The 24,677-nt window shown below is 38.1% G+C and carries 25 protein-coding genes and 2 other annotated features; all 25 genes read left to right on the top strand.

Features of this window, described 5'->3' with window-relative positions; all coding sequences use genetic code 11:
* Positions 1–191 precede the first annotated feature (191 nt).
* Positions 192–653, top strand: coding sequence for a CtsR family transcriptional regulator (locus CN288_RS21485; RefSeq protein WP_026593141.1), 462 nt, complete (start codon positions 192–194; stop codon positions 651–653).
* 147 nt (positions 654–800) lie between these two features.
* Positions 801–1,349 (top strand): UvrB/UvrC motif-containing protein, encoded by a 549-nt coding sequence (locus CN288_RS21480; protein ID WP_026593142.1) that lies wholly within the window; start codon positions 801–803, stop codon positions 1,347–1,349.
* Positions 1,350–1,353: 4 nt separating this feature from the next.
* Positions 1,354–2,418 carry a protein arginine kinase gene (locus tag CN288_RS21475; RefSeq protein WP_026593143.1) on the top strand — a complete coding sequence of 355 codons (1,065 nt, stop codon included), beginning with the start codon at positions 1,354–1,356 and terminating at the stop codon, positions 2,416–2,418.
* A 22-nt stretch (positions 2,419–2,440) separates the two neighbouring features.
* Positions 2,441–4,876: an ATP-dependent protease ATP-binding subunit ClpC gene (clpC, locus tag CN288_RS21470; protein ID WP_026593144.1), complete on the top strand. Its 2,436-nt coding sequence runs from the start codon at positions 2,441–2,443 to the stop codon at positions 4,874–4,876.
* A 95-nt stretch (positions 4,877–4,971) separates the two neighbouring features.
* A complete protein-coding gene (radA, locus tag CN288_RS21465; protein WP_098303061.1) occupies positions 4,972–6,348 on the top strand; it encodes a DNA repair protein RadA in 1,377 nt (458 codons plus the stop codon).
* A gap of 3 nt (positions 6,349–6,351) precedes the next feature.
* A complete protein-coding gene (gene disA, locus CN288_RS21460; RefSeq protein WP_026593146.1) occupies positions 6,352–7,428 on the top strand; it encodes a DNA integrity scanning diadenylate cyclase DisA in 1,077 nt (358 codons plus the stop codon).
* A 160-nt stretch (positions 7,429–7,588) separates the two neighbouring features.
* Positions 7,589–8,707: a PIN/TRAM domain-containing protein gene (locus CN288_RS21455; RefSeq protein WP_090694445.1), complete on the top strand. Its 1,119-nt coding sequence runs from the start codon at positions 7,589–7,591 to the stop codon at positions 8,705–8,707.
* A gap of 16 nt (positions 8,708–8,723) precedes the next feature.
* Complete coding sequence (ispD, locus tag CN288_RS21450) at positions 8,724–9,407, top strand: 2-C-methyl-D-erythritol 4-phosphate cytidylyltransferase (RefSeq protein ID WP_098303060.1); 684 nt, start codon at positions 8,724–8,726, stop codon at positions 9,405–9,407.
* Positions 9,408–9,513: 106 nt separating this feature from the next.
* The gene (ispF, locus tag CN288_RS21445) at positions 9,514–9,990 is read left to right on the top strand and encodes a 2-C-methyl-D-erythritol 2,4-cyclodiphosphate synthase (RefSeq protein ID WP_026593149.1); all 477 of its coding nucleotides are present in this window, start codon (positions 9,514–9,516) and stop codon (positions 9,988–9,990) included.
* Between the two features lie 89 nt (positions 9,991–10,079).
* Positions 10,080–11,537: a glutamate--tRNA ligase gene (gene gltX, locus CN288_RS21440; RefSeq protein WP_026593150.1), complete on the top strand. Its 1,458-nt coding sequence runs from the start codon at positions 10,080–10,082 to the stop codon at positions 11,535–11,537.
* Positions 11,538–11,585: 48 nt separating this feature from the next.
* Positions 11,586–11,822, top strand: a binding site (T-box leader).
* Positions 11,823–11,969: 147 nt separating this feature from the next.
* Positions 11,970–12,635: a serine O-acetyltransferase gene (gene cysE / locus CN288_RS21435; RefSeq protein WP_026593151.1), complete on the top strand. Its 666-nt coding sequence runs from the start codon at positions 11,970–11,972 to the stop codon at positions 12,633–12,635.
* On the top strand, positions 12,616–14,013 hold the full coding sequence (gene cysS / locus CN288_RS21430; RefSeq protein ID WP_098303059.1) for a cysteine--tRNA ligase: 1,398 nt from the start codon (positions 12,616–12,618) through the stop codon (positions 14,011–14,013). The genes cysE and cysS overlap by 20 nt, the downstream gene beginning before the upstream one ends.
* A gap of 2 nt (positions 14,014–14,015) precedes the next feature.
* Complete coding sequence (locus CN288_RS21425; RefSeq protein ID WP_026593153.1) at positions 14,016–14,423, top strand: Mini-ribonuclease 3; 408 nt, start codon at positions 14,016–14,018, stop codon at positions 14,421–14,423.
* Positions 14,420–15,163: a 23S rRNA (guanosine(2251)-2'-O)-methyltransferase RlmB gene (rlmB, locus tag CN288_RS21420; RefSeq protein ID WP_026593154.1), complete on the top strand. Its 744-nt coding sequence runs from the start codon at positions 14,420–14,422 to the stop codon at positions 15,161–15,163. Before CN288_RS21425 ends, rlmB begins: the two co-directional genes overlap by 4 nt.
* A gap of 2 nt (positions 15,164–15,165) precedes the next feature.
* On the top strand, positions 15,166–15,678 hold the full coding sequence (locus CN288_RS21415; RefSeq protein ID WP_026593155.1) for an NYN domain-containing protein: 513 nt from the start codon (positions 15,166–15,168) through the stop codon (positions 15,676–15,678).
* A gap of 67 nt (positions 15,679–15,745) precedes the next feature.
* Positions 15,746–16,405: an RNA polymerase sporulation sigma factor SigH gene (locus CN288_RS21410; RefSeq protein WP_003194323.1), complete on the top strand. Its 660-nt coding sequence runs from the start codon at positions 15,746–15,748 to the stop codon at positions 16,403–16,405.
* Between the two features lie 129 nt (positions 16,406–16,534).
* Positions 16,535–16,681, top strand: a complete 147-nt coding sequence (gene rpmG, locus CN288_RS21405) for a 50S ribosomal protein L33 (RefSeq protein ID WP_002055487.1) — start codon at positions 16,535–16,537, stop codon at positions 16,679–16,681.
* A 32-nt stretch (positions 16,682–16,713) separates the two neighbouring features.
* Complete coding sequence (gene secE, locus CN288_RS21400; protein ID WP_026593156.1) at positions 16,714–16,893, top strand: preprotein translocase subunit SecE; 180 nt, start codon at positions 16,714–16,716, stop codon at positions 16,891–16,893.
* Between the two features lie 120 nt (positions 16,894–17,013).
* Positions 17,014–17,547, top strand: a complete 534-nt coding sequence (gene nusG / locus CN288_RS21395; protein WP_000415795.1) for a transcription termination/antitermination protein NusG — start codon at positions 17,014–17,016, stop codon at positions 17,545–17,547.
* 167 nt (positions 17,548–17,714) lie between these two features.
* The gene (rplK, locus tag CN288_RS21390; RefSeq protein ID WP_001085872.1) at positions 17,715–18,140 is read left to right on the top strand and encodes a 50S ribosomal protein L11; all 426 of its coding nucleotides are present in this window, start codon (positions 17,715–17,717) and stop codon (positions 18,138–18,140) included.
* A 182-nt stretch (positions 18,141–18,322) separates the two neighbouring features.
* Positions 18,323–19,015, top strand: a complete 693-nt coding sequence (gene rplA, locus CN288_RS21385; protein WP_026593157.1) for a 50S ribosomal protein L1 — start codon at positions 18,323–18,325, stop codon at positions 19,013–19,015.
* 49 nt (positions 19,016–19,064) lie between these two features.
* Positions 19,065–19,208 (top strand) — a sequence feature (ribosomal protein L10 leader region).
* A 39-nt stretch (positions 19,209–19,247) separates the two neighbouring features.
* On the top strand, positions 19,248–19,748 hold the full coding sequence (gene rplJ / locus CN288_RS21380) for a 50S ribosomal protein L10 (protein WP_026593158.1): 501 nt from the start codon (positions 19,248–19,250) through the stop codon (positions 19,746–19,748).
* A 67-nt stretch (positions 19,749–19,815) separates the two neighbouring features.
* The gene (gene rplL, locus CN288_RS21375; protein WP_006093113.1) at positions 19,816–20,175 is read left to right on the top strand and encodes a 50S ribosomal protein L7/L12; all 360 of its coding nucleotides are present in this window, start codon (positions 19,816–19,818) and stop codon (positions 20,173–20,175) included.
* Between the two features lie 75 nt (positions 20,176–20,250).
* The gene (locus CN288_RS21370) at positions 20,251–20,850 is read left to right on the top strand and encodes a class I SAM-dependent methyltransferase (protein ID WP_090694438.1); all 600 of its coding nucleotides are present in this window, start codon (positions 20,251–20,253) and stop codon (positions 20,848–20,850) included.
* Positions 20,851–21,140: 290 nt separating this feature from the next.
* Positions 21,141–24,674, top strand: coding sequence for a DNA-directed RNA polymerase subunit beta (gene rpoB, locus CN288_RS21365; RefSeq protein WP_026593160.1), 3,534 nt, complete (start codon positions 21,141–21,143; stop codon positions 24,672–24,674).
* The last annotated feature ends 3 nt before the right edge of the window (positions 24,675–24,677 follow it).

Below are 24,677 nucleotides of genomic sequence, written 5' to 3'. Positions count from 1 at the left end.
TGACTCGTGCTTTTTTTGTATTACTATGTAATGAAACTGGGAAATTTATCTTGTTATATAAAATGTGAACTCAGTGATTAAAGAACTAAAATTTTGGCTAGGATAGTGAAGAAGCAAAAGAGTTGCAAATTTCTTTAATACGTATATAATTAAAGTCAAAGATAGTCAAAGTCAATAAAGGTGGCGGATAAATGAGAAATATATCTGATATCATTGAGCAATATCTAAAGCAAGTTATTGACTTAAGCAATAATAATGTGATTGAGATTAAGAGAAATGAGATTGCGGACCGATTTGATTGTGTCCCATCTCAAATTAATTATGTAATCAATACTCGCTTTACGTTAGAAAGAGGGTTTGTCGTTGAAAGTAAACGAGGCGGCGGTGGTTACATTCGCATTATCAAAGTCAAATTGCATGACGATGTAGACATTATTGATCAAATGCTTCATATGATTGAGCATAGCATTGCGCAGGGAAATGCGGAAAGTATCATCATACGATTAGTAGAAGAAGATATTGTGACAAATCGGGAAGCAAAACTTATGCTGAGCGTATTAGATCGATCCGTATTATTAATGGATTTGCCTTCGCGGGATCAACTTAGGGCTCGAATATTATGCGCAATGTTGAGGACACTGAAATATAAATAAATACAGCTTTTGTTAAAAATGTTTTTAGCGGTATATCATTTTATCGTGAGGCTTTTTATAGGCGAGATTAAGTGAACAAAATAATCTAGTCACGTATAAAAAGTATCATGAAGTAGATTGTTCCTATTGTGAAGGTGGGGATATAAGATGACTTGTCAAAATTGCAATGTAAGACCAGCAGCTTTACATTATACAAAAGTAATAAACGGACAAAAGACGGAAGTTCATCTTTGTGAGCAATGTGCAGAACAAAATGGCTATACGTCTTTCTTTCAATCACCACAACCTAGTTTTTCCTTTCATGACTTACTAGCTGGATTGCTACATGGAGAATCATCAATGTTTGAAAACCAAGAGGATAATTTTTTAGATACAAGGGTGTTACGGTGTTCAACTTGCAATATGACATATGAACAGTTTGCAAAAGTGGGACGCTTTGGATGCGCTTCGTGTTATGAGACATTTAAGGAACAACTAAAGCCCATGTTGAAGCGGCTTCATGGTGGTTATACACAACATTGTGGGAAAATTCCAGAGCGTATGGGAGGAAATATTCATCTAAAGAAAGAATTAGATGAACTAAAATTAAAATTAAAGCAATGTGTACAGAAAGAAGAATTTGAGGAAGCAGCTCAAATTCGTGATCAAATTCGAAGTATTATAAATCAACTTAGTGGACATAGAAAGGGGGAATAATTCTATGTCACTAGATCGTATTATGAATGAAGCAATTAGTCCATGGATGAAGGGAGATGGCCCTGATTCTGATATTGTTTTAAGTAGTCGCATTCGCTTGGCTCGTAATTTAAAAGATTATCATTTCCCTACTATGCAGACAAACGAAGAAGCTAAGCAGATTACTAATTTATTTCAAAAGAAACTGGCAAATCGGAAAGTGAAATCTTTTGGGAGTTTTGAACTGTTAAAGATGAACGAACTAAATCCACTTCAGCGAAGAGTTTTAGTAGAAAAACATTTAATCAGTCCTAATCTTGCTGGAACAGAATTTGGTGCTTGTTTACTATCAGAAGATGAACATATAAGTGTGATGCTTAATGAAGAAGATCATGTGCGAATTCAATGTTTGCTCTCAGGATTGCAATTATCAGAGGCGCTACAATGCGCAAACAAAATGGATAATTGGATTGAAGAAGCAGTTGAATATGCTTTTGATGAAGCGCTTGGCTATATGACAAGTTGCCCCACAAATGTTGGAACGGGGTTACGGGCTTCGGTGATGATACATTTACCAGCACTTGTTTTGACGAAACGAATGAGTCGTATTATACAAGCAATTCAACAATTGGGTTTAGTCGTAAGAGGAATATACGGTGAAGGTAGCGAAGCCTTAGGTAATATATTTCAAATTTCTAATCAAATGACATTAGGAAAATCAGAAGAAGATATTCTAGCAGACTTAGAGAGTGTCGTTCATCAGCTTATACAACAAGAAAGAGTAGCTCGAGAATTGATTATGAAAAATTCAAGTATTGAACTTGAAGACCGAGTATATCGTTCTTACGGTATACTGGCCAATAGTCGATTAATTCAATCGGCAGAGGCGGCTACTTGTCTGTCAGATATGCGGCTAGGCATTGATCTTGGTTATATAAAAAATATATCAAGAAATATTTTAACCGAGTTGATGGTACTAACTCAGCCTGGAATTTTACAGCAATACGCGGGTGGCCCTTTGAGTCCAGAAGAAAGGGATTATCGAAGAGCAACATTAATACGTGAACGACTACGAATTGAACAAAATTGAGCGCAAGTAGGAGGCGATTTCTATGATGTTTGGAAGATTTACAGAACGAGCACAGAAAGTATTAGCTTTATCTCAAGAAGAGGCAATTCGCATTGGGCATAATAATATTGGAACAGAACATATTTTACTTGGGCTTGTACGCGAAGGTGAAGGAATTGCAGCTAAAGCGTTAATCGCCCTTGGATTAAGCCCAGAGAAGGTACAAAAAGAGGTAGAGGCATTGATTGGTCGTGGAACAGAGATGTCTCAAACGGTTCATTATACACCGCGTGCAAAAAAAGTAATTGAATTATCAATGGATGAGGCACGTAAACTTGGTCATTCTTATGTCGGAACAGAACATATTTTATTAGGATTGATTCGTGAAGGTGAAGGCGTTGCGGCGCGAGTATTAAATAACTTAGGCGTAAGTTTAAATAAAGCAAGACAGCAAGTATTACAGCTCCTTGGAAGCAATGAAGCTACATCAGGTCATCAAGGTGGTGCATCAGCAAATGCAAATACACCAACGCTTGATAGTCTAGCACGTGATTTAACGGTTGTGGCACGTGAAGGGCGCCTAGATCCTGTTATTGGCCGTAGTAAAGAGATTCAACGTGTTATTGAAGTACTGAGCCGCAGAACTAAGAATAACCCAGTATTGATCGGAGAACCTGGGGTAGGTAAAACGGCAATAGCTGAGGGCCTAGCACAGCAAATTGTAAATAATGAAGTTCCAGAAACATTACGTGATAAGCGTGTTATGACGTTAGATATGGGTACAGTTGTTGCTGGTACGAAGTATCGTGGTGAATTTGAAGACCGCTTAAAGAAAGTGATGGATGAAATTCGACAAGCGGGTAATATTATCTTGTTTATTGACGAACTTCATACATTAATTGGTGCAGGTGGTGCAGAAGGTGCGATTGACGCATCCAATATTTTAAAACCATCATTAGCACGTGGTGAATTGCAATGCATTGGAGCGACAACGTTAGATGAGTATCGTAAATACATTGAAAAAGATGCAGCGCTAGAAAGACGTTTCCAACCAATTCATGTTGATGAACCGAGCTTAGAAGAATCGATTCAAATTTTAAAAGGATTACGTGACCGTTACGAAGCGCATCATCGTGTTTCCATTACGGATGATGCAATTGATGCATCTGTAAAACTTTCAGATCGTTATATTACAGATCGCTTTTTGCCTGATAAAGCAATTGACTTAATCGATGAAGCAGCTTCAAAAGTACGCTTACGTTCTTATACAACACCACCAAATTTAAAAGAACTTGAAGTGAAGCTTGAAGAAATTCGAAAAGAAAAAGATGCGGCTGTACAGAGCCAAGAGTTTGAAAAGGCAGCTTCTTTACGCGATATGGAACAACGTTTACGTGAAAAGTTAGAAGATACAAAACGTCAGTGGAAAGAGCAGCAAGGAAAAGAAAACTCTGAAGTAACAGTAGAGGATATTGCAAATGTTGTTTCTACGTGGACGCGTATTCCAGTTTCTAAACTTGCACAAACAGAAACAAACAAATTATTGAATCTAGAATCCATTTTACATGACCGTGTAATTGGTCAAGATGAAGCTGTTGTTGCGGTAGCGAAAGCAGTGCGCCGTGCACGAGCAGGTTTAAAAGATCCAAAACGTCCAATTGGTTCATTTATTTTCTTAGGACCTACTGGGGTAGGTAAAACCGAATTAGCAAGAGCGCTGGCGGAATCCATGTTTGGTGATGAAGATGCGATGATTCGGATTGATATGTCTGAGTACATGGAGAAACATTCTACTTCTCGCTTAGTTGGATCTCCTCCAGGGTATGTTGGGTACGAAGAGGGCGGTCAATTGACGGAAAAAGTTCGTCGTAAACCATATTCCGTCGTTCTATTAGATGAAGTAGAGAAGGCACATCCAGATGTATTTAACATCTTACTGCAGGTGTTAGAAGATGGCCGTTTAACAGATTCTAAAGGACGCACAGTGGATTTCCGTAATACAATTGTTATTATGACTTCTAACGTTGGTGCTGAGGCATTAAAACGTAATAAACATCTTGGTTTTAACGTACAAGATGAGAGCCGTGATTATTCGGATATGAAGGGTAAAGTAATGGATGAATTGAAAAAAGCATTTCGTCCAGAATTCTTAAACCGTATCGATGAAATCATTGTGTTCCATATGCTTGAGAAAAAACATATTCAGGAAATTGTAACGCTCATGGTGAATCAATTAGTGAGCCGTTTAAAAGAACAAGAAATTGAATTAGAGTTAACAAGCGCAGCGATTGAAGCGATTGCTGATCAAGGATTTGATCGTGAGTATGGTGCTCGGCCACTACGCCGAGCAATTCAAAAACATGTGGAAGATCGATTATCAGAAGAGCTTCTAAAAGGAGCAATTGAGAAAGGTCAAAAAGTTGTCTTCGATGCTGAAGGAGAATCATTTGTCATTCGTAGTGCAGAAAAGGTAAAATAAGTATAGACAAACGAAGAGGGCTAAATAATAGCCCTCTTTCTTGTACAAGAAGGATATATGTTTACATATGAAAGTGAAGTGAAGTAAAAAACAAGATGGCTAAAAAGAAAACGAAATTTATATGTCAAGAATGTGGTTATCAGTCACCAAAATATATGGGGAAGTGTCCTGGATGTGGGCAATGGAATACGCTTGTTGAAGAGATGGAACAAGTTGTATCCTCCCGTCGTATCAACTATGCAAATGCGATTCAAACGGAAGTAACGAAGCCAAGGCGTCTTACAGAGGTAGAAACAAAGTCAGAGGCACGCATTGAAACGAAATTTCAAGAATTTAATCGTGTGCTCGGTGGAGGAATTGTTGATGGTTCTCTCGTACTTATTGGAGGAGACCCTGGAATTGGGAAATCAACTTTATTACTACAAATATCATCGCAATTAGCAGATTCTGCGTATGATGTATTGTATATATCTGGTGAAGAATCAGCAAAACAAATTAAACTTCGTGCAGACCGTCTACATGTAAATGGAAATAACTTATTTGTTGTTTCAGAAACAGATTTACAGAGAATTGCAGCACATATCGACGAAATGAATCCTTCCTTTGTTGTCATTGATTCCATTCAAACTATTTATTTACCAGAAGTAACTTCAGCGCCAGGAAGTGTTTCACAAGTACGTGAATGTACAGCAGAACTGATGAAACTTGCAAAAACGAAAGGAATCCCGATTTTTATCGTAGGGCATGTGACCAAAGAAGGCGCGATTGCAGGACCACGTATGTTAGAACATATGGTGGATGCGGTTCTTTATTTTGAAGGAGACCGTCATCACACATATCGTATATTGCGGGCGGTTAAAAATCGTTTTGGTTCTACAAATGAGATGGGTATATTTGAAATGAAGGAATTAGGTCTTGCAGAAGTATTAAATCCTTCAGAAATTTTTCTAGAAGAAAGACCAGTTGGAGTTGCTGGTTCTACAGTTGTTGCTTCCATGGAAGGGACAAGGCCAGTTTTAGTAGAAATACAAGCATTAATTTCTCCTACTAGTTTTGGAAATCCAAGAAGAATGGCTACAGGGATTGATCATAATCGTGTATCGCTTATTATGGCGGTACTAGAAAAAAGAGTAGGTTTATTATTACAAAACCAAGATGCGTATTTAAAGGTTGCTGGAGGGTTGAGATTGGATGAACCAGCAATTGATTTGGCGGTCGCTTTAAGTATTGCATCGAGTTTTCGAGATAAGTCAACTGCACCAACCGATGCGGTAATAGGAGAAGTTGGGTTAACTGGCGAAATAAGAAGGGTATCGAGAATTGAACAACGAGTACAAGAAGCGGCTAAACTAGGGTTTCAACGTGCCATTATCCCACGAAAAAATTTAGGGGGTTGGACAATTCCGGATGGGATTGAAGTAGTTGGTGTTTCTAATTTAGGAGAGGCGCTTCGTTTGACATTAGGAGGCTAGGCTATGGAAGAAAACAAGCAACGTGTCAAAAAAAGTATGATTAATATTTTACAGCTTGTTGCACCAGGGACACCTTTGCGAGAAGGTATTGATAATGTACTTCGCGCGCAAACAGGTGGTTTAATTGTCCTTGGATATAATGATCAGATTAAAAGCATTGTTGATGGAGGATTTCACATTAATTGTGCATTCTCTCCCGCTAGTTTATACGAATTAGCAAAAATGGATGGAGCTCTTATTTTAAATGAGACAGGAAGTAAAATTTTGATTGCAAATGCACAACTGGTTCCCGAGTCATCTATTGATTCTATTGAAACAGGGATGCGCCATCGTACAGCAGAGCGCGTAGCGAAGCAAACAGGAAGTCTTGTAGTTGCTATTTCACAAAGACGTAACGTAATTACGCTATATCAGGGAAGTTTACGTTATACATTAAAAGATATAGGTGTTATTTTAACAAAGGCAAATCAGGCTATTCAAACTTTAGAAAAATATAAGGCAGTATGGAATGATGGTATTACGAACTTGGGTATTCTAGAATTTGAGGAAGTTGTTACAATGTCTGAAGTAGTCCATGTCCTACATAGCGTTGAGATGGTACTCCGTATTAAGAATGAAATTCTAAGTTATATTCATGAATTAGGAACAGAAGGCAGACTTATTCGTTTGCAGCTTACGGAGCTATTGGCAGATTTAGAAGCAGAAGCAGCACTATTAATTAAAGACTATTATCAAGAAAAGACGCAGGATCACTATCAAATTTTAAAAAAATTACAGGAACTTGCAAACGCGCAGCTTTTAGAAGATAGTGATTTAGTGAAATTACTTGGTTACCCGGGGCAAATGAGTTTAGAGGAAAGTGTTACACCGAGAGGATATAGGATTACAAGTAAAATTTCTAGGGTACCACCTCTTATTATTGAAAACTTGATCAATCGATTTAAAACATTGCAAGGTGTTTGTCGTGCGAGTATTAATGAGTTAGATGATGTAGAAGGAATTGGAGAAGTTCGGGCGAAAAAAATACGAGAAGGTTTAAAACGAATACAAGAGCATTTGTATATGAGTAGACACAATTAAGAATATTACATTGATTTCATAATATAACGACACTAACACATTTTTGGTATATGATATGTTATATTGGTAAATAAAACAATTTATGAAAAGACACGTCCGCTTTTGCATTCGGCGTTTTGATTAGCAAAACAATGGTTAATAATGAGTAGGAGGTGGTTGGATGTTAAGACGGATCGTACAGCTCTTCTTTTTAGTAATTGGAGGGGCGCTCGGGATTTATTTAATCCCGAAAGTTATTAATGTATTGGACATTGGTGCAGTACCTTTGCTTGAAGGTTCATATGTTCGTGCAATTATTGGTGCAATTATTTTATTTTTAACAACATTTTGGCTCGTAGATTATATTGTTCAGCTTATTAAACATATTGAAGAAGCCCTTGTAAAGGCGCCTGTAACAGATGTTTTATTTGGTACGCTTGGATTAATTTCGGGTCTTATTGTTGCATATTTAATTTTGATACCAATTCGGGAATTTACAATCCCGGTCATTAGCACTGTATTACAAATCTTCTTTACACTTTTACTTGGTTACTTAGGATTCCAAGTAGGATTTAAAAAGAGAAATGAATTGTTAGGGTTATTTACATTACCACAGCGCGGTGGTAAGAAGAAAAATAACAATAGTGGGAATGAAGAGGCTGAAGCAGAAACAGGAGTCGAAGAATCTTCTTCTCATTGGAAAATTCTTGATACAAGTGTAATTATCGATGGACGTATTGCGGATATTTGTCAAACAAAGTTTCTAGAAGGAACAATTGTGATTCCTCAATTTGTATTAGAAGAGTTACAACATATTGCCGATTCTTCTGATGCATTAAAGCGTAATCGAGGACGTAGAGGATTAGATATCTTAAATCGTATTCAAAAAGAGATGCCAATTCCAGTAGAGATTTATGAAGGTGATTTCGAAGACATTCAAGAAGTGGATAGCAAACTTGTGAAATTAGCGAAGATAACTGGTGGTACTGTTGTCACAAATGATTTTAATTTAAATAAAGTTTCTGAACTACAAGGAGTAACCGTTCTGAACATTAATGATTTAGCAAATGCAATCAAACCGGTTGTACTTCCAGGTGAAGAACTAAGCGTTTATGTTGTTAAAGATGGAAAAGAACAAAATCAAGGTGTTGCTTATTTAGATGATGGTACAATGATTGTAGTAGAAGATGGACGAGAATATGTTGGTTCACAACTTGATGTACTCGTTACGAGTGTACTACAAACATCTGCTGGTCGAATGATTTTTGCAAAGCGTAAGTTATTAGAAAAAGCATTATAAGTAGAGGATTATTAGCATGTATACATTAATTATTCCGGCTGCGGGCCAAGGAAAGCGAATGGGTGCTGGTAAAAATAAATTATTTTTGCTTATTAATGAAGTGCCTATTATTGTGCATACATTACGTGCCTTTGAAAAAGATGAGGCATGTAAAAATATTATTATGGCAATTAATAAAGAAGAACGCCCTTATTTTGAAGAGCTAATGCAGAGATATCCGATTCAGAAACGCGTACAGTTTATTCAAGGCGGGGCTGAAAGACAAGATAGTGTGTATAATGCACTTCAATATGTAGAAGAGGTCAAATATGTTCTTGTTCATGATGGAGCACGTCCGTTTGTAACAGAACAAATGATTCATGATGTATTGACTGAGGCAAAAGAGAAAGGTGCTTCCATTTGTGCAGTGCCTGTTAAGGATACAGTAAAGAGAGTAGAACAAGATAGCGTTGTTGAAACGGTTGACCGTTCTCAGCTTAGAGCAGTTCAAACACCACAAGGATTTGCTGTTCCACTTTTACTAGAAGCGCATCAAAGTGCAAAGCAAGGATGTTTTCTTGGTACCGACGATGCAAGTCTTGTAGAACGCATAGGAAAAGAAGTAGGCGTAGTAGAGGGGAGTTATTACAATATTAAAGTGACAACTCCAGAAGATTTATTAATTGCTGAAAGTTTCTTGCGTGTTCAGAAGGAACGATAGTGATGGTATAATATTAAGAAAAGCTCGGTAGCTACCGGGCTTTTCTTAATAGATTCATCGACATATGGTCATGAATTTCAGTAGTTTAGTTTGAGGAGGATGTAAAATGTTTCGAATTGGACAAGGCTTTGATGTACACGAATTTGCAGAAGGTAGACCGTTAATTATCGGTGGAATTACGATTCCTCATGAAAAAGGATTATTAGGTCACTCAGATGCAGATGTACTTTTACATACAATTGCTGATGCATGTTTAGGAGCAATTGCTGCAGGTGATATTGGGAAACATTTCCCAGATACAGATCCTGCTTTTAAAGATGCAGATTCAGCTGTGTTATTGCAAAAGGTTTGGGAGTTTGTGCGTGAGCAAGGGTATGAATTAGGTAATTTAGATTGTACAATTATCGCTCAGAAGCCAAAAATGGCACCATATATTGAAAGTATGCGGAAGCGTATTAGTGAATTGTTAGAAACTTCTATAGACAATGTTAATGTGAAGGCGACAACAACTGAAAAATTAGGATTCACAGGAAGAGAAGAAGGGATTGCTTCTCAAGCAGTTGTACTATTACAGAAAAAATAGTTGTTTTTAATTCGTAAGATGGATAATCATATTTTTTTGGTGTACAATTATAGAATGTGTTGACATTAGGAATGGAAGGTGTACCAATTATGGAAAAGCAAGTGAGAGTGCGCTATGCGCCAAGTCCAACAGGACACTTACATATCGGAAATGCGCGTACGGCATTATTTAATTATTTATTTGCTCGTCATCAAGATGGCAAGTTTATCATTCGTATTGAGGATACTGATGTAAAACGTAATGTTGCTGGCGGTGAAGAAAGCCAATTAAAATACTTGAAATGGCTCGGTATGGACTGGGATGAAGGTGTTGATGTTGGTGGTGAATATGGACCATATCGTCAAACAGAACGTTTAGATATTTATAAAAAGTTATATGAAGATTTACTAGAGCGTGGTTTGGCTTATAAATGCTATATGACAGAAGAAGAATTGGAAGCAGAGCGTGAAGGACAAATTGCTCGTGGTGAAACACCTCGTTATGCAGGTAATCACCGTGATTTAACAGAAGAACAAATTAAACAATTTGAAGCAGAAGGTCGTATTCCAAGTATTCGTTTCCGTGTACCAGCTGACCGCGACTACACATTTAAGGATATCGTAAAAGATGAAGTTGCTTTCCACTCAAATGACTTTGGTGATTTCGTTATCGTGAAAAAAGATGGAATTCCAACTTATAATTTTGCGGTAGCAGTAGACGATCATTTAATGGAGATTACACACGTACTTCGTGGTGATGACCATATTTCTAACACACCAAAGCAAATGATGATCTATGAAGCTTTCGGTTGGGATGTCCCTCAGTTCGGTCATATGACTTTAATTGTAAATGAAAGTCGTAAAAAGTTAAGTAAACGCGATGAATCTATTATTCAATTTATTGAGCAATATAAAGAGCTGGGATATCTTCCAGAAGCAATCTTTAACTTTATCGCATTGTTAGGTTGGTCACCAGTTGGTGAAGAGGAAATCTTCTCTAAAGATGAATTTATTGAAATGTTTGATGCAGCTCGTTTATCAAAATCACCTGCATTATTTGATTCTCAGAAACTAAAATGGATGAACAACCAGTACATGAAAAAGCAAGATTTAGATACTGTTGTTGCATTAAGTTTACCTCATTTAGTAAAAGCTGGTCGCGTAAGTGAAAACTTAAGTGAGCAAGAGCAAGCTTGGATTCGTGATGTAATTGCTTTATATCATGAGCAAATGAGTTTTGGTGCTGAAATTGTAGAGCTGTCTGAGATGTTCTTTAAAGATCATGTAGATTATGAGGAAGAAGGACAAGAAGTGTTGAAAGGCGAACAAGTGCCTGAAGTACTTCGTGCTTTCGCTGCGGAATTAGAAGCTTTAGATGAAATGGAGCCAGCGGCGATTAAGAAGGCTATTAAAGCGGTCCAAAAAGAAACAGGACATAAAGGTAAAAACTTATTTATGCCAATTCGTGTTGCGACTACTGGTCAAACACATGGTCCAGAACTTCCAAATGCAATTGCACTTCTTGGGAAAGAAAAAGTTTTAAACCGTATTCTTAAAGTAATTGGTTAACATTTGACGAATTTAGAAATATAATAAGAATACATTAAAACCTAATATGGAAAAGCGACGAGAAGGAGAAGTAGACAATCAGGCTTTTTACAGAGAGAACCACCTTTTGGCTGGAAGTGGTTTATAAGCGGATTTTTGAAATGCCCCTTCGAGTCTTCTGCTGAACAACGAATAGTTTCGGGAAACGTAAGTAAGCAGGAGCGGTATAAACCGTTATCATGGATGAGTTTGAGGTTATATTTTAGCCTAAACAGAGTGGAACCGCGCTTATAAGGCGTCTCTGTCAATTTGACAGAGGCGTCTTTTTTATACCATGTAAATAGGTATGGTATAAGTTTTTGTAGAGATGGATAAAGACTAGATAACAAGTAAGGGAATTCGTGGTAAATCGGTTCACTCGGAAAAGTAGCCCATAAAGGGGAGGGGACATCGATGTTTAAGAGGCTTCGAGAAGATATTGAAGTCGTTTTTGAACAAGATCCAGCGGCACGAAGTTATTTCGAAGTCATTTTAACTTACTCTGGATTACATGCAGTTTGGGCACACCGAATTGCACATGCTTTTTATAAGCGGAATTTTTTCTTCCTTGCACGTTGGATTTCACAAGTTAGTCGTTTTTTTACTGGGATTGAGATTCATCCAGGAGCCACAATTGGTCGCCGCTTTTTCATTGATCACGGTATGGGAGTTGTAATTGGGGAGACATGTGAAATTGGAGACAATGTAACAATTTATCAAGGAGTTACATTAGGGGGTACAGGGAAAGAAAAAGGAAAAAGGCATCCAACAATTCAAGATAATGTACTGATTGCAACTGGTGCAAAAGTACTCGGATCTATTACAGTTGGAGAGAATTCTAAAATTGGTGCAGGGTCTGTTGTATTGAAAGAAGTTCCTGCACATTCGACAGTTGTAGGTATACCTGGTCGTGTCGTAATTCAGAATGGAGTAAAGATAGGCCAGGAATTAAATCATTCAGATCTTCCGGATCCGATTTTCGATAAATTGAAAGTAATGGAAGCTGAACTCGAGAAATTAAAAAAGCAACTTGAAGTGAAAGTGGAAAGGAAGGATGAAAATGACTATTCACATTTATAATACGTTAACGCGTGAGAAAGAAGAGTTTGTTCCTTTAGAAGAAAATAAAGTGAAGATGTATGTATGCGGACCGACAGTATACAACTATATTCATATTGGAAATGCAAGACCACCTATGGTATTTGATACAGTGCGCCGCTACTTAGAGTACAAAGGGTATGATGTACAATATGTTTCTAACTTTACAGATGTAGATGATAAATTAATTAAAGCAGCAAATGAACTAGGAGAGGACGTTCCAACAATTGCAGATCGCTTTGTTGAAGCGTACTTTGAAGATGTAACTGCATTAGGTTGCAAACATGCTACGGTTCATCCTCGTGTAACAGAAAATATGGATATCATTATTGAATTTATTGAGGAACTTGTGAAAAAAGGATATGCATATGAATCTGAAGGCGATGTTTATTACAAAACGAAAGAATTTGAAGGTTACGGCAAATTGTCTCATCAACCAATTGCAGATTTACGTCATGGTGCACGTATTGAAGTTGGAGAAAAGAAACAAGATCCACTTGACTTTGCATTATGGAAAGCTGCGAAAGAAGGAGAAATCTTCTGGGAGAGCCCTTGGGGGAAAGGTCGTCCGGGATGGCACATTGAATGCTCTGCGATGGCAAGAAAATATTTAGGTGATACAATCGATATTCATGCTGGTGGTCAAGATTTAGCGTTCCCACACCATGAAAATGAGATTGCACAATCAGAAGCGTTGACGGGAAAAACATTTGCACGTTACTGGATGCATAATGGATATATTAATATTAACAATGAAAAAATGTCTAAATCATTAGGGAACTTCATTTTAGTTCATGACATTATTAAGCAATACGACCCGCAGTTAATTCGTTTCTTTATGCTATCTGTACATTATCGTCATCCAATCAACTTTAGTGAAGAGTTATTACACAGTACAAATAATGGATTAGAGCGAATTAAAACAGCATATGGTAACTTAAAGCACCGTATGGAAAGTAGCACAGATTTAACAGACCATAATGAAAAATGGTTAGTTGAAATAGAGAAATTCCAGTTAACGTTTGAAGAAGCAATGAAAGATGATTTTAATACAGCAAATGCAATAACTGAATTGTATAATTTAGCAAATCATGCAAATCAATATCTATTGGAAGAACATACATCAAAAGCTGTAATTGAGGCGTATGTAAAACAGTTCGAAACGTTATTTGGTATTTTAGGATTAGAGTTAACAAAAGAAGAATTGCTTGATGAAGAGATTGAAGCATTAATTCAAAAACGTATTGAGGCTCGTCAAAACCGCGATTTTGCACTGTCTGATCAAATTCGTGATGATTTAAAAGAGCGTAATATTATTTTAGAAGATACCGCTCAAGGTACAAGATGGAAAAGAGGATAAACATGATTGATGCAAAGCAATTAAACAGCTTAGCGTTAGCATATATGGGTGATGCGGTATATGAACAATATATCCGCTATCACCTCCTTCAAAAAGGAACGGTTCGTCCTAACCAATTACATCGTTTAGGGACAAGCTTTGTTTCGGCGAAAGCACAAGCGAAAGTTGTTTATCATTTACTAGAAACAGCATTTTTGACAGATGAAGAAGAAGCGGTCTTAAGAAGAGGACGTAATGCAAATTCGGGTTCTGTTCCTAAAAATACAGATGTGCAAACATATCGCTATAGCACTGCTTTTGAGGCATTGCTTGGATACCATTACTTATTGAACAATAGCGAAAGATTAGAAGAACTTGTATATAAAGCAATTGATGTTTTAGAAGCGAAGGAAGGGGGCGCATCAATATGAGTAGTGAATATATTATCGGACGTAACCCTGTAATTGAAGCGTTACGATCAGGAAGAGATATTAATAAGATTTGGATTGCAGAAGGTGCAGCTAAAGGACAAGTGCAAATTGTATTAGCATTAGCGAAAGAAAATAAAATTATTTTGCAACATGCACCAAAGAAAAAGTTAGACCAACTTGTTGAAGGGAATCATCAGGGAGTAATTGCACAAGTAGCGGCATATCAATATGCAGAATTAGAGGATTTATTTGAAGCAGCTGCTAAGCGTAATGAAGATCCGTTCTTCTTAATCCTAGATGAAATTGAAGATCCGCATAATTTAGGTTCTATTATGCGTACGGCAGATGCAACAGGTGCTCACGGCATTATTATTCCGAAAAGAAGAGCTGTTGGGCTTACAGCATCAGTTGCGAAAGCTTCAACAGGAGCAATTGAATATATTCCTGTTGCTCGCGTGACAAACTTATCTCGAACAATTGATGATTTAAAAGAGCGCGGTCTTTGGATTGCGGGTACAGATGCAAGAGGGAAAACGGATTATCGTAATTTAGATGGTAATATGCCGATTGGATTGGTAATTGGTAGTGAAGGAAAAGGGATGAGCCGTATTATTGGTGAGAAATGTGATTTCTTAATCAACTTGCCGATGGTTGGTAAAGTTACATCCTTAAATGCTTCAGTAGCTGCTAGTCTGTTAATGTACGAGGTATATCGCAAACGTCACCAAATTGGTGAGTAAAAATGAACGAGATTTTAATCGTCGATGGATACAACATTATTGGGGCTTGGGGAGATTTAAAACAATTACGGGATGTAGATTTGCAAGCATCAAGAGACGCGCTTATCGATAAGATGGCAGACTATCAGGGGTATACAGGAACAAGAGTGATGATCGTATTTGATGCTTATACGGTTCAAGGTATTGAGAAGAAGATGAAGCAATCACGTGTTGAAGTCATTTTCACAAGAAAAAATCAAACCGCGGATGAAAAAATCGAACAGCTTGCGATTGAACTTCGCAATATTAATACACAAATTTATGTTGCGACTTCTGATTATACAGAGCAGTGGGTTATTTTTGGACAAGGTGCACTGCGGAAATCAGCGCGTGAGCTGGAGTTAGAAGTAAAGATGATGGAACAACAAGTGCGCCATCAAACGCAAAAGGTAAAAGAGAAACAACCAGCTATGCGAACGATATTTAGTAAGGATATTACAGAAAAGTTAGAAAAATTAAGGCGAGGAGAGCGTTGAAGCATTGACGCTCTTCAAACGCTTACTGTATAATATTTCTAAATAAATAGCGGTCGGAGGGATCAGAGTGGAAACAGGCTTCGTAAGTACCAACAACGTTACGTTTCGCGATTTAGAGGATGAGGCAATAGTTGAGTTAGTTCGAAAAGGTAATATTGATGCTCTTGAGTATTTAATTCACAAGTACAAGAACTTTGTTCGTGCAAAATCAAGATCTTATTTTTTAGTAGGTGCCGATCGGGAAGATATTGTTCAAGAAGGTATGATCGGTTTATTTAAAGCTATTCGTGATTACAAAGAGGACAAGCTATCTTCTTTTAAAGCATTTGCTGAATTATGTATTACTCGTCAAATTATTACTGCTATTAAGACAGCAACGAGACAAAAGCATATTCCTTTAAATTCGTATGTTTCTTTGGATAAACCGATTTACGATGAGGAATCTGATCGTACGCTATTAGATGTTATTTCAGAAGCAAAGGTGACTGATCCTGAAGAGATGATTATTAGTCAGGAAGAATATACCGACATAGAACTGAAAATATCTGAATTATTAAGCGATTTAGAAAGAAAAGTTCTTTCTTTATACTTAGATGGTCGTTCTTATCAGGAAATTTCAGAGCAGTTAAATAGGCATGTAAAGTCTATTGATAATGCTCTACAGCGCGTGAAAAGAAAACTTGAACGATATATGGAGATGAGAGAAAATACAACTCTAAATTCGTAGTGTATGTTGCAGGAGTAAAATCATTCTCCTGCTTTCTTTTTGTGAGGTAGTAAGCGGCATGTCATTGACATTGTCTTTTATTGTATGATACATTTTTAGGGACATAATGTTACAAGGTTGGTGTAACAAATGAGGAAAAAAGTTGTACTCTCATGTGAAGAGTGTAAGAACCGAAACTACTCTACAATGAAAGATACGAGCTCAGTAGAGCGGCTTGAGATAAAGAAATTTTGTAAAACATGCAATATGCATACAGTTCATAAGGAAACAAAATAAATAATCGAAATAATAAACTGGAGGTCCCGTAAATGCGTTTGACGAACTTTTTCGGCGATGTAGGTCGCGAAATGAAAAAAGTAAGTTGGCCTAAGAAAGATGAATTACTCCGTTCAACAGCTACTGTTATTGCGACAGTTGTCTTTTTTGCAGTTTTCTTCGCAGTAGTTGACATGGGTATTTCTTCTTTAATTCGGTTAATTCTTGAATAAGAAGCACTTATCCATGATATAATGTTATTTATACGAACTGTGTAAAAGCCCGATGAACGGGTTTTTTCATTTGCGCAAAAAAATGTACGTCAGGGAGGGAAGGACGCTCGTCCTAAATGAATGGAAAAAAGTTGGTATGTTGTCCATACTTATTCTGGATATGAAAATAAAGTAAAAGCAAACCTAGAAAAACGTGTAGAATCAATGGGAATGCAGGATAAAATTTTCCGTGTTGTTGTTCCGGAAGAAGTAGAAGTAGAAATGAAAAACGGAAAAGAAAAATTAACAAAACGAAAAGTATTCCCGGGTTATGTATTAGTTGAACTAATTATGACTGATGATTCTTGGTATGTTGTTCGTAATACGCCAGGTGTAACAGGTTTTGTTGGATCTTCTGGATCAGGTTCAAAACCATCTCCTTTGTTAGAAGAGGAAGTTGTTACCATTATGAAGCATATGGGAATGGACAATGAAGTGGTTGATTTCGACTTTGAACTTCATGAAACAGTACGGGTTAATGAAGGACCATTCGCGAATTATACAGGTGCAATCGAAGAGATTGATATGGAAAAACAAAAAGTGAGAGTGCTTGTAGATATGTTTGGTCGTGAAACACCGGTCGAGCTCGATTTCCATCAAATTGAAAAATTATAAAATGAAACTTGAAATGAACTGTAAAAAGTGATAATATCTTTTAAGTCAGTACGTCTTCGGCAACGGAGACGTTTTTTGAAAAGATTTTATCGTTACAGATAAAATAGAAGTGGGAGGGCAAATCACTGCCCAATTGACCACATCACGGACTTAAGGAGGTGTGTCTCGTGGCTAAAAAGGTAATTAAAATGGTAAAACTTCAAATTCCTGCAGGTAAAGCTAACCCAGCTCCACCAGTTGGTCCAGCATTAGGACAAGCGGGTGTTAACATCATGGGCTTCTGTAAAGAGTTCAACGCTCGTACAGCAGATCAAGCTGGTCTTATCATTCCTGTTGAAATTACGGTATTCGAAGACCGTTCATTCACTTTCATTACTAAAACTCCTCCTGCTGCTGTTCTTCTTAAGAAAGTAGCTGGTATTGAGTCTGGTTCTGGTGAACCAAACCGTAATAAAGTGGCAACTGTTAAGCGTGATAAAGTACGCGAAATCGCTGAAACTAAAATGCCTGACTTAAACGCTGCTAGCGTAGAAGCTGCAATGCGTATGGTTGAAGGTACTGCACGCAGTATGGGTATCGTTATCGAAGACTAATTCGATTTGTTTTTTTGTAAAAAAGGTTGCGGGTCTGGAATTCCAATTCGCAACCTTTATTATCGTAAATGAGTATCGTTTTTAAATAAATGGATGGGCGCACATCCTCAGGGGATTCCCGAAACGAAGGCGTAAACGTGGGAGGTTATTCCGCTAAAACCACATTCAAGGAGGAAATAAACATGGCTAAAAGAGGTAAAAAGTACGTAGAAGCTGCAAAGCTTGTTGATCGTGCAACTGCTTACTCTGCAACAGAAGCAGTAGAATTAGTAAAGAAAACAAACACAGCTAAATTTGATGCAACTGTAGAAGCTGCATTCCGTTTAGGTGTTGACCCTAAGAAAGCTGACCAACAAATCCGTGGCGCAGTTGTTCTTCCACACGGTACTGGTAAAGTACAACGTGTATTAGTATTCGCTAAAGGCGAAAAAGCAAAAGAAGCTGAAGCTGCTGGCGCTGACTTCGTAGGCGATACTGATTACATCGGTAAAATCCAACAAGGTTGGTTCGATTTCGATGTAGTAGTAGCAACTCCTGACATGATGGGTGAAGTTGGTAAACTTGGTCGCGTATTAGGACCTAAAGGTTTAATGCCAAACCCTAAAACTGGAACAGTTACTTTCGATGTAACTAAAGCTGTTAACGAAATCAAAGCTGGTAAAGTTGAATACCGCGTTGATAAAGCTGGTAACATCCACGTTCCAATCGGTAAAGTATCTTTCGAAGATGCTAAATTAGTAGAAAACTTCAAAACAATTGCTGATACGCTAGTAAAAGCTAAACCAGCTGCTGCAAAAGGTACTTACATGAAGAATGCAACTGTTGCTTCTACAATGGGACCTGGCGTACGTGTAGACGTTTCTACAATCGCGTAAAAATTGGAAGTTGACTTCATAAAGAAGTTTTAATATAATCATTTATGTTGTGAATTTAAATAGTGTACCGTAGACAGTAGGTGCCAATTTGGCTTAATTTCCTACCTAGGTGTTAATATACGAAACGGAATTTTTTTCTGTGACTATATGCCTCCATGTCTACAACTGGGCATGGAGGTTTTTAGTGCACTTTCGGTACATCTTCTATATAATCTACAGGAGGTGTAATAACATGAGCAAAGCAATCGAAACTAAACAACAAGTTGTAACTGAAATCGCTGATAAACTTCGCGAAAGTAAATCTACAATCGTTGTTGACTACCGTGGTTTAACAGTAGCTGAAGCAACTGAATTACGTAAAAACTTACGTGAAGCTGGCGTTGAGTTCAAAGTTTACAAAAACTCTTTAACTCGTCGTGCTGCAGAATCTGTTGAAATGGCTGAGTTAAACGAATTCTTAACAGGACCAAACGCAATCGCGTTCAGTAACGAGGATGTAGTTGCTCCTGCAAAAGTATTAAACGACTTCGCTAAAGATCATGAAGCTTTAGAAATTAAAGCGGGTGTAATCGAAGGTAAACTTGTATCACTTGATGAGGTTAAAGCTATCGCTACTCTTCCATCACGTGAAGGCTTACTTTCTATGCTTCTTAGCGTTCTTCAAGCTCCAATCCGTAACCTTGCACTTGCTACTAAAGCAGTTGCAGATCAAAAGGAAGAGCAAGGCGCTTAATTTTTTAAAAGATAATTACGTGTTATCGATAAAACAATACAAACCTATTTAAGGGAGGATATTTACAATGACTAAAGAACAAATCATTGAAGCAGTTAAATCTATGACTGTATTAGAACTTAACGACTTAGTAAAAGCTATCGAGGAAGAATTCGGCGTAACTGCTGCTGCTCCTGTAGCTGTTGTTGGTGGCGCTGGTGAAGCTGCTGCTGAGAAAACTGAATTTGACGTAGTACTTGAAAGTGCTGGAGCTCAAAAAATCAAAGTTATCAAAGTTGTTCGTGAAATCACTGGTCTTGGCTTAAAAGAAGCTAAAGAATTAGTTGACAACACTCCAAAAGCAATCAAAGAAGGCGCTTCTAAAGAAGAAGCTGAAGAAATGAAAGCTAAACTTGAAGAAGTTGGCGCTGCTGTAGAAGTTAAGTAATTAACTTTTGAAGCTTAAAAAAAGCTCGCTCTTATGCGGGCTTTTTTTTTAACTGTAAAGAAAAGAGGTGGCCATATGGCAGACCATTATTTTTCTAACGACCCTTCGAGCAAAAGTGATCGTAAACGATGGGAATATACATTGCGAGGATCTCGATTTGTTTTTTTATCTGACCATGGGGTGTTTTCGAAAAACGAGGTAGACTTTGGTTCTCGTCTTTTAATTGAAGCGTTTCAAATGCCAGATGTTCAAGGTGATGTGTTGGATGTTGGGTGTGGATACGGTCCAATCGGTTTATCATTAGCGAAAGAGTGGCAAGGTCGTAACGTTCATATGGTGGATGTGAATGAAAGGGCGCTTGGGCTTGCGGAAGAAAACGCCGCTAATAACAAAATTGAAAATGTTCATATTTTCCAAAGTAGCGTCTATGAAAATGTGAACGGACAGTATGCTGCTATTCTATCTAATCCTCCGATTCGTGCTGGTAAGCATATCGTGCATGAAATTTTAGAAAAAGCTGTGGATCATCTAGTACCAGGTGGGGAGCTTTGGATTGTTATTCAAAAGAAACAAGGAGCACCATCTGCGCTAAAAAAACTAGAAGAATCATTTTCTGAAGTTGAGGTTGTAGAAAAGAAAAAAGGATATTATATCATAAAATCAAAAAAACGTTGACGGTTATTTTTGGCTATGTTAACATTATACAATGCCAATATATGATTTTCTGCGTTGAGAAAAATGTATATTTTTGTTTCTCTTGGAAAAGATAGTAAAATCAGCAGATTATGAAACAGAATGATGGTTTTCTTATAGAAGCCATTTTTCTTTTTTGAGCAGGTAGAAAGACTCAACGTATCTATCTTTGAGAGAAAAAGCTACGCTAATGGCGTTAGCTGTATTTATTTGTGATTTTGCACAAATTTTTTTGTGCATTTATAATACTCATGATTTGAGGGGTGAAGCAGTTGACAGGTCAACTAGTTCAATACGGACGCCACCGCCAACGAAGAAGTTATGCCCGTATTAGTGAAGTATTAGAGTTACCAAATCTTATCGAAATTCAAACCTCTTCTTATCAGTGGTTTCTTGATGAGGGTTTGCGAGAAATGTTCCAAGACATTTCTCCGATTGAAGACTTTACGGGAAATCTATCGCTTGAATTTATCGACTACAGCTTAGGTGAACCTAAATACTCTGTAGAAGAGTGTAAAGAGCGTGATGTGACGTATGCAGCACCACTTCGTGTGAAAGTTCGTCTAATCAATAAGGAAACTGGTGAAGTAAAAGAACAGGATGTGTTCATGGGAGATTTCCCACTCATGACAGAGACAGGAACATTCGTAATTAACGGTGCAGAACGTGTTATCGTTTCCCAGTTAGTTCGCTCTCCAAGCGTATACTATAGTGGCAAAGTGGATAAAAACGGAAAACGTGGTTTTACTGCTACTGTAATTCCAAACCGCGGAGCTTGGTTAGAGTATGAAACAGATGCTAAGGATGTTGTATATGTACGTATTGACCGTACGCGTAAACTTCCTGTAACTGTTTTGTTACGCGCATTAGGGTTTGGCTCTGATCAAGAAATCACCGAGCTTTTAGGTGATAACGAATACTTAAGCAATACGCTAGAAAAAGACAACACAGATAGCACAGAAAAAGCATTGCTTGAAATTTATGAGCGTCTACGTCCAGGTGAACCACCGACAGTAGAAAATGCGAAAAGCTTGCTTGTTTCTCGCTTCTTTGATCCAAAGCGCTACGATTTAGCAAATGTAGGCCGCTACAAGATCAACAAAAAGTTACACATTAAAAATAGATTGTTTAACCAACGTTTAGCTGAAACATTAGTGGATCCAGAAACTGGTGAAATTTTAGCGGCTGAAGGAACAATCTTAGATCGTCGTACATTAGATCGCATTTTACCTTACTTAGAGAAAAACATTGGATTCAAAACAGCGAAACCAATGGGTGGAGTGGTAGAAGGCGATGTTGAGCTGCAATCTATTAAGATTTATGCTCCAGAGTCAGATGGCGAACGTTCTATCAACGTAATTGGAAATGCAAATATCACTCGTGACGTAAAACATATCACACCAGGTGATATCCTTGCTTCTATTAGCTACTTCTTTAACCTACTATACAAAGTAGGAGATACAGATGATATTGACCATTTAGGAAATCGTCGTCTGCGTTCTGTAGGGGAGTTATTACAAAACCAATTCCGTATCGGTCTTTCTCGTATGGAACGTGTTGTTCGTGAGAGAATGTCGATTCAAGATACAAATGCAATTACACCGCAGGCGTTAATTAACATTCGTCCAGTTATTGCATCTATTAAAGAGTTCTTCGGAAGTTCTCAGTTATCTCAGTTCATGGACCAAACAAACCCATTAGCAGAGTTAACGCACAAACGAAGACTATCAGCATTAGGACCTGGTGGTTTAACACGTGAGCGTGCAGGCTTTGAAGTACGTGACGTTCACTACTCTCACTATGGTCGTATGTGTCCAATTGAAACACCAGAGGGACCAAACATCGGTTTGATCAACTCATTATCTTCATTCGCGAAAGTAAATGAGTTTGGTTTCATTGAAACTCCATACCGTCGTGTTGATCCGGAAACTGGTCGTGTAACGGGTCATGTTGATTACTTAACAGCAGACGAAGAAGATAACTATGTTGTAGCCCAAGCGAATATGAAATTATCTGAAGAAGGGGAATTCCTTGATGAAGATATCGTAGCTCGTTTCCGTGGTGAAAACATTGTCACAAATAGAGAACGCATCGACTACATGGATGTATCTCCAAAACAAGTAGTGTCGGCAGCGACAGCTTGTATTCCGTTCTTAGAAAACGATGACTCCAACCGTGCACTTATGGGTGCGAACATGCAACGTCAGGCGGTTCCGTTAATGAATCCGGAATCTCCGATTGTAGGTACAGGTATGGAGTACGTATCAGCAAAAGACTCAGGTGCTGCAGTAATCTGTAAACACCCAGGTGTTGTTGAACGCGTAGAAGCACGTGAAGTTTGGGTACGCCGTTATGTAGAAGTTGACGGTCAAAAGGTAAAAGGCGACTTAGATCGCTACAAAATGTTGAAATTCATTCGTTCTAACCAAGGAACTTGCTATAACCAACGTCCAATCGTAAGTGTTGGCGATCAAGTTGTAAAAGGTGAAATCCTTGCGGATGGTCCTTCTATGGAAAAAGGTGAACTAGCACTTGGACGTAACGTGCTTGTTGGCTTCATGACATGGGACGGTTATAACTACGAGGATGCGATCATTATGAGTGAGCGCCTTGTAAAAGACGATGTGTACACTTCGATCCATATTGAAGAATATGAATCAGAAGCTCGTGATACGAAGCTTGGACCAGAAGAAATTACACGTGATATCCCGAACGTTGGGGAAGATGCGCTTCGCAACCTTGACGAACGTGGTATTATTCGCATCGGTGCTGAAGTAAAAGACGGAGATCTACTTGTTGGTAAAGTAACACCAAAAGGTGTAACAGAATTAACAGCAGAGGAACGCTTATTACATGCAATCTTCGGTGAGAAAGCACGTGAAGTACGTGATACATCACTTCGTGTACCACACGGTGGTGGCGGTATTATCTTAGACGTAAAAGTATTTAACCGTGAAGATGGCGATGAATTGCCACCAGGTGTAAACCAACTTGTACGTGCATATATCGTTCAAAAACGTAAGATTTCTGAAGGTGACAAGATGGCCGGCCGTCACGGTAACAAAGGTGTTATCTCCCGTATTTTACCGGAAGAAGATATGCCATATTTACCAGACGGTACACCAATCGATATCATGTTGAACCCATTAGGGGTACCATCTCGTATGAATATCGGTCAGGTATTAGAGCTTCATCTTGGTATGGCAGCAAGATACCTTGGTATCCACGTTGCAACACCAGTATTCGATGGTGCTCGTGAGGAAGATGTATGGGGTACAATCGAAGAAGCTGGTATGGCAAATGACGCGAAAACAATCCTGTATGACGGACGTACTGGTGAACCATTCGACAACCGCGTATCTGTTGGTGTCATGTATATGATTAAACTTGCGCACATGGTTGACGATAAACTTCATGCTCGTTCTACTGGACCATACTCACTTGTAACGCAGCAACCTCTTGGAGGTAAAGCTCAGTTCGGTGGACAGCGTTTCGGTGAGATGGAGGTTTGGGCACTTGAAGCTTACGGTGCTGCTTATACTCTTCAAGAAATCTTAACAGTGAAGTCTGATGATGTTGTCGGCCGCGTTAAGACATATGAAGCAATTGTTAAAGGTGAAAATGTTCCAGAACCAGGCGTTCCAGAATCATTCAAAGTATTGATTAAAGAACTGCAAAGTTTAGGTATGGACGTTAAAATGATGTCTAGTGACGATACAGAAATTGAAATGCGTGATACGGAAGATGATGATGATCATCAATCAGCAGACAAATTGAATATCGAAGTTGAGACAACTAAGGAATAATTG

The organism is Bacillus sp. AFS023182, from assembly GCF_002560575.1.
Lineage (GTDB): Bacteria > Bacillota > Bacilli > Bacillales > Bacillaceae_G > Bacillus_A > Bacillus_A arachidis.
Note: the sequence above shows the minus strand (reverse complement) of the source record. Positions and strands in the feature narration are given on the sequence as shown.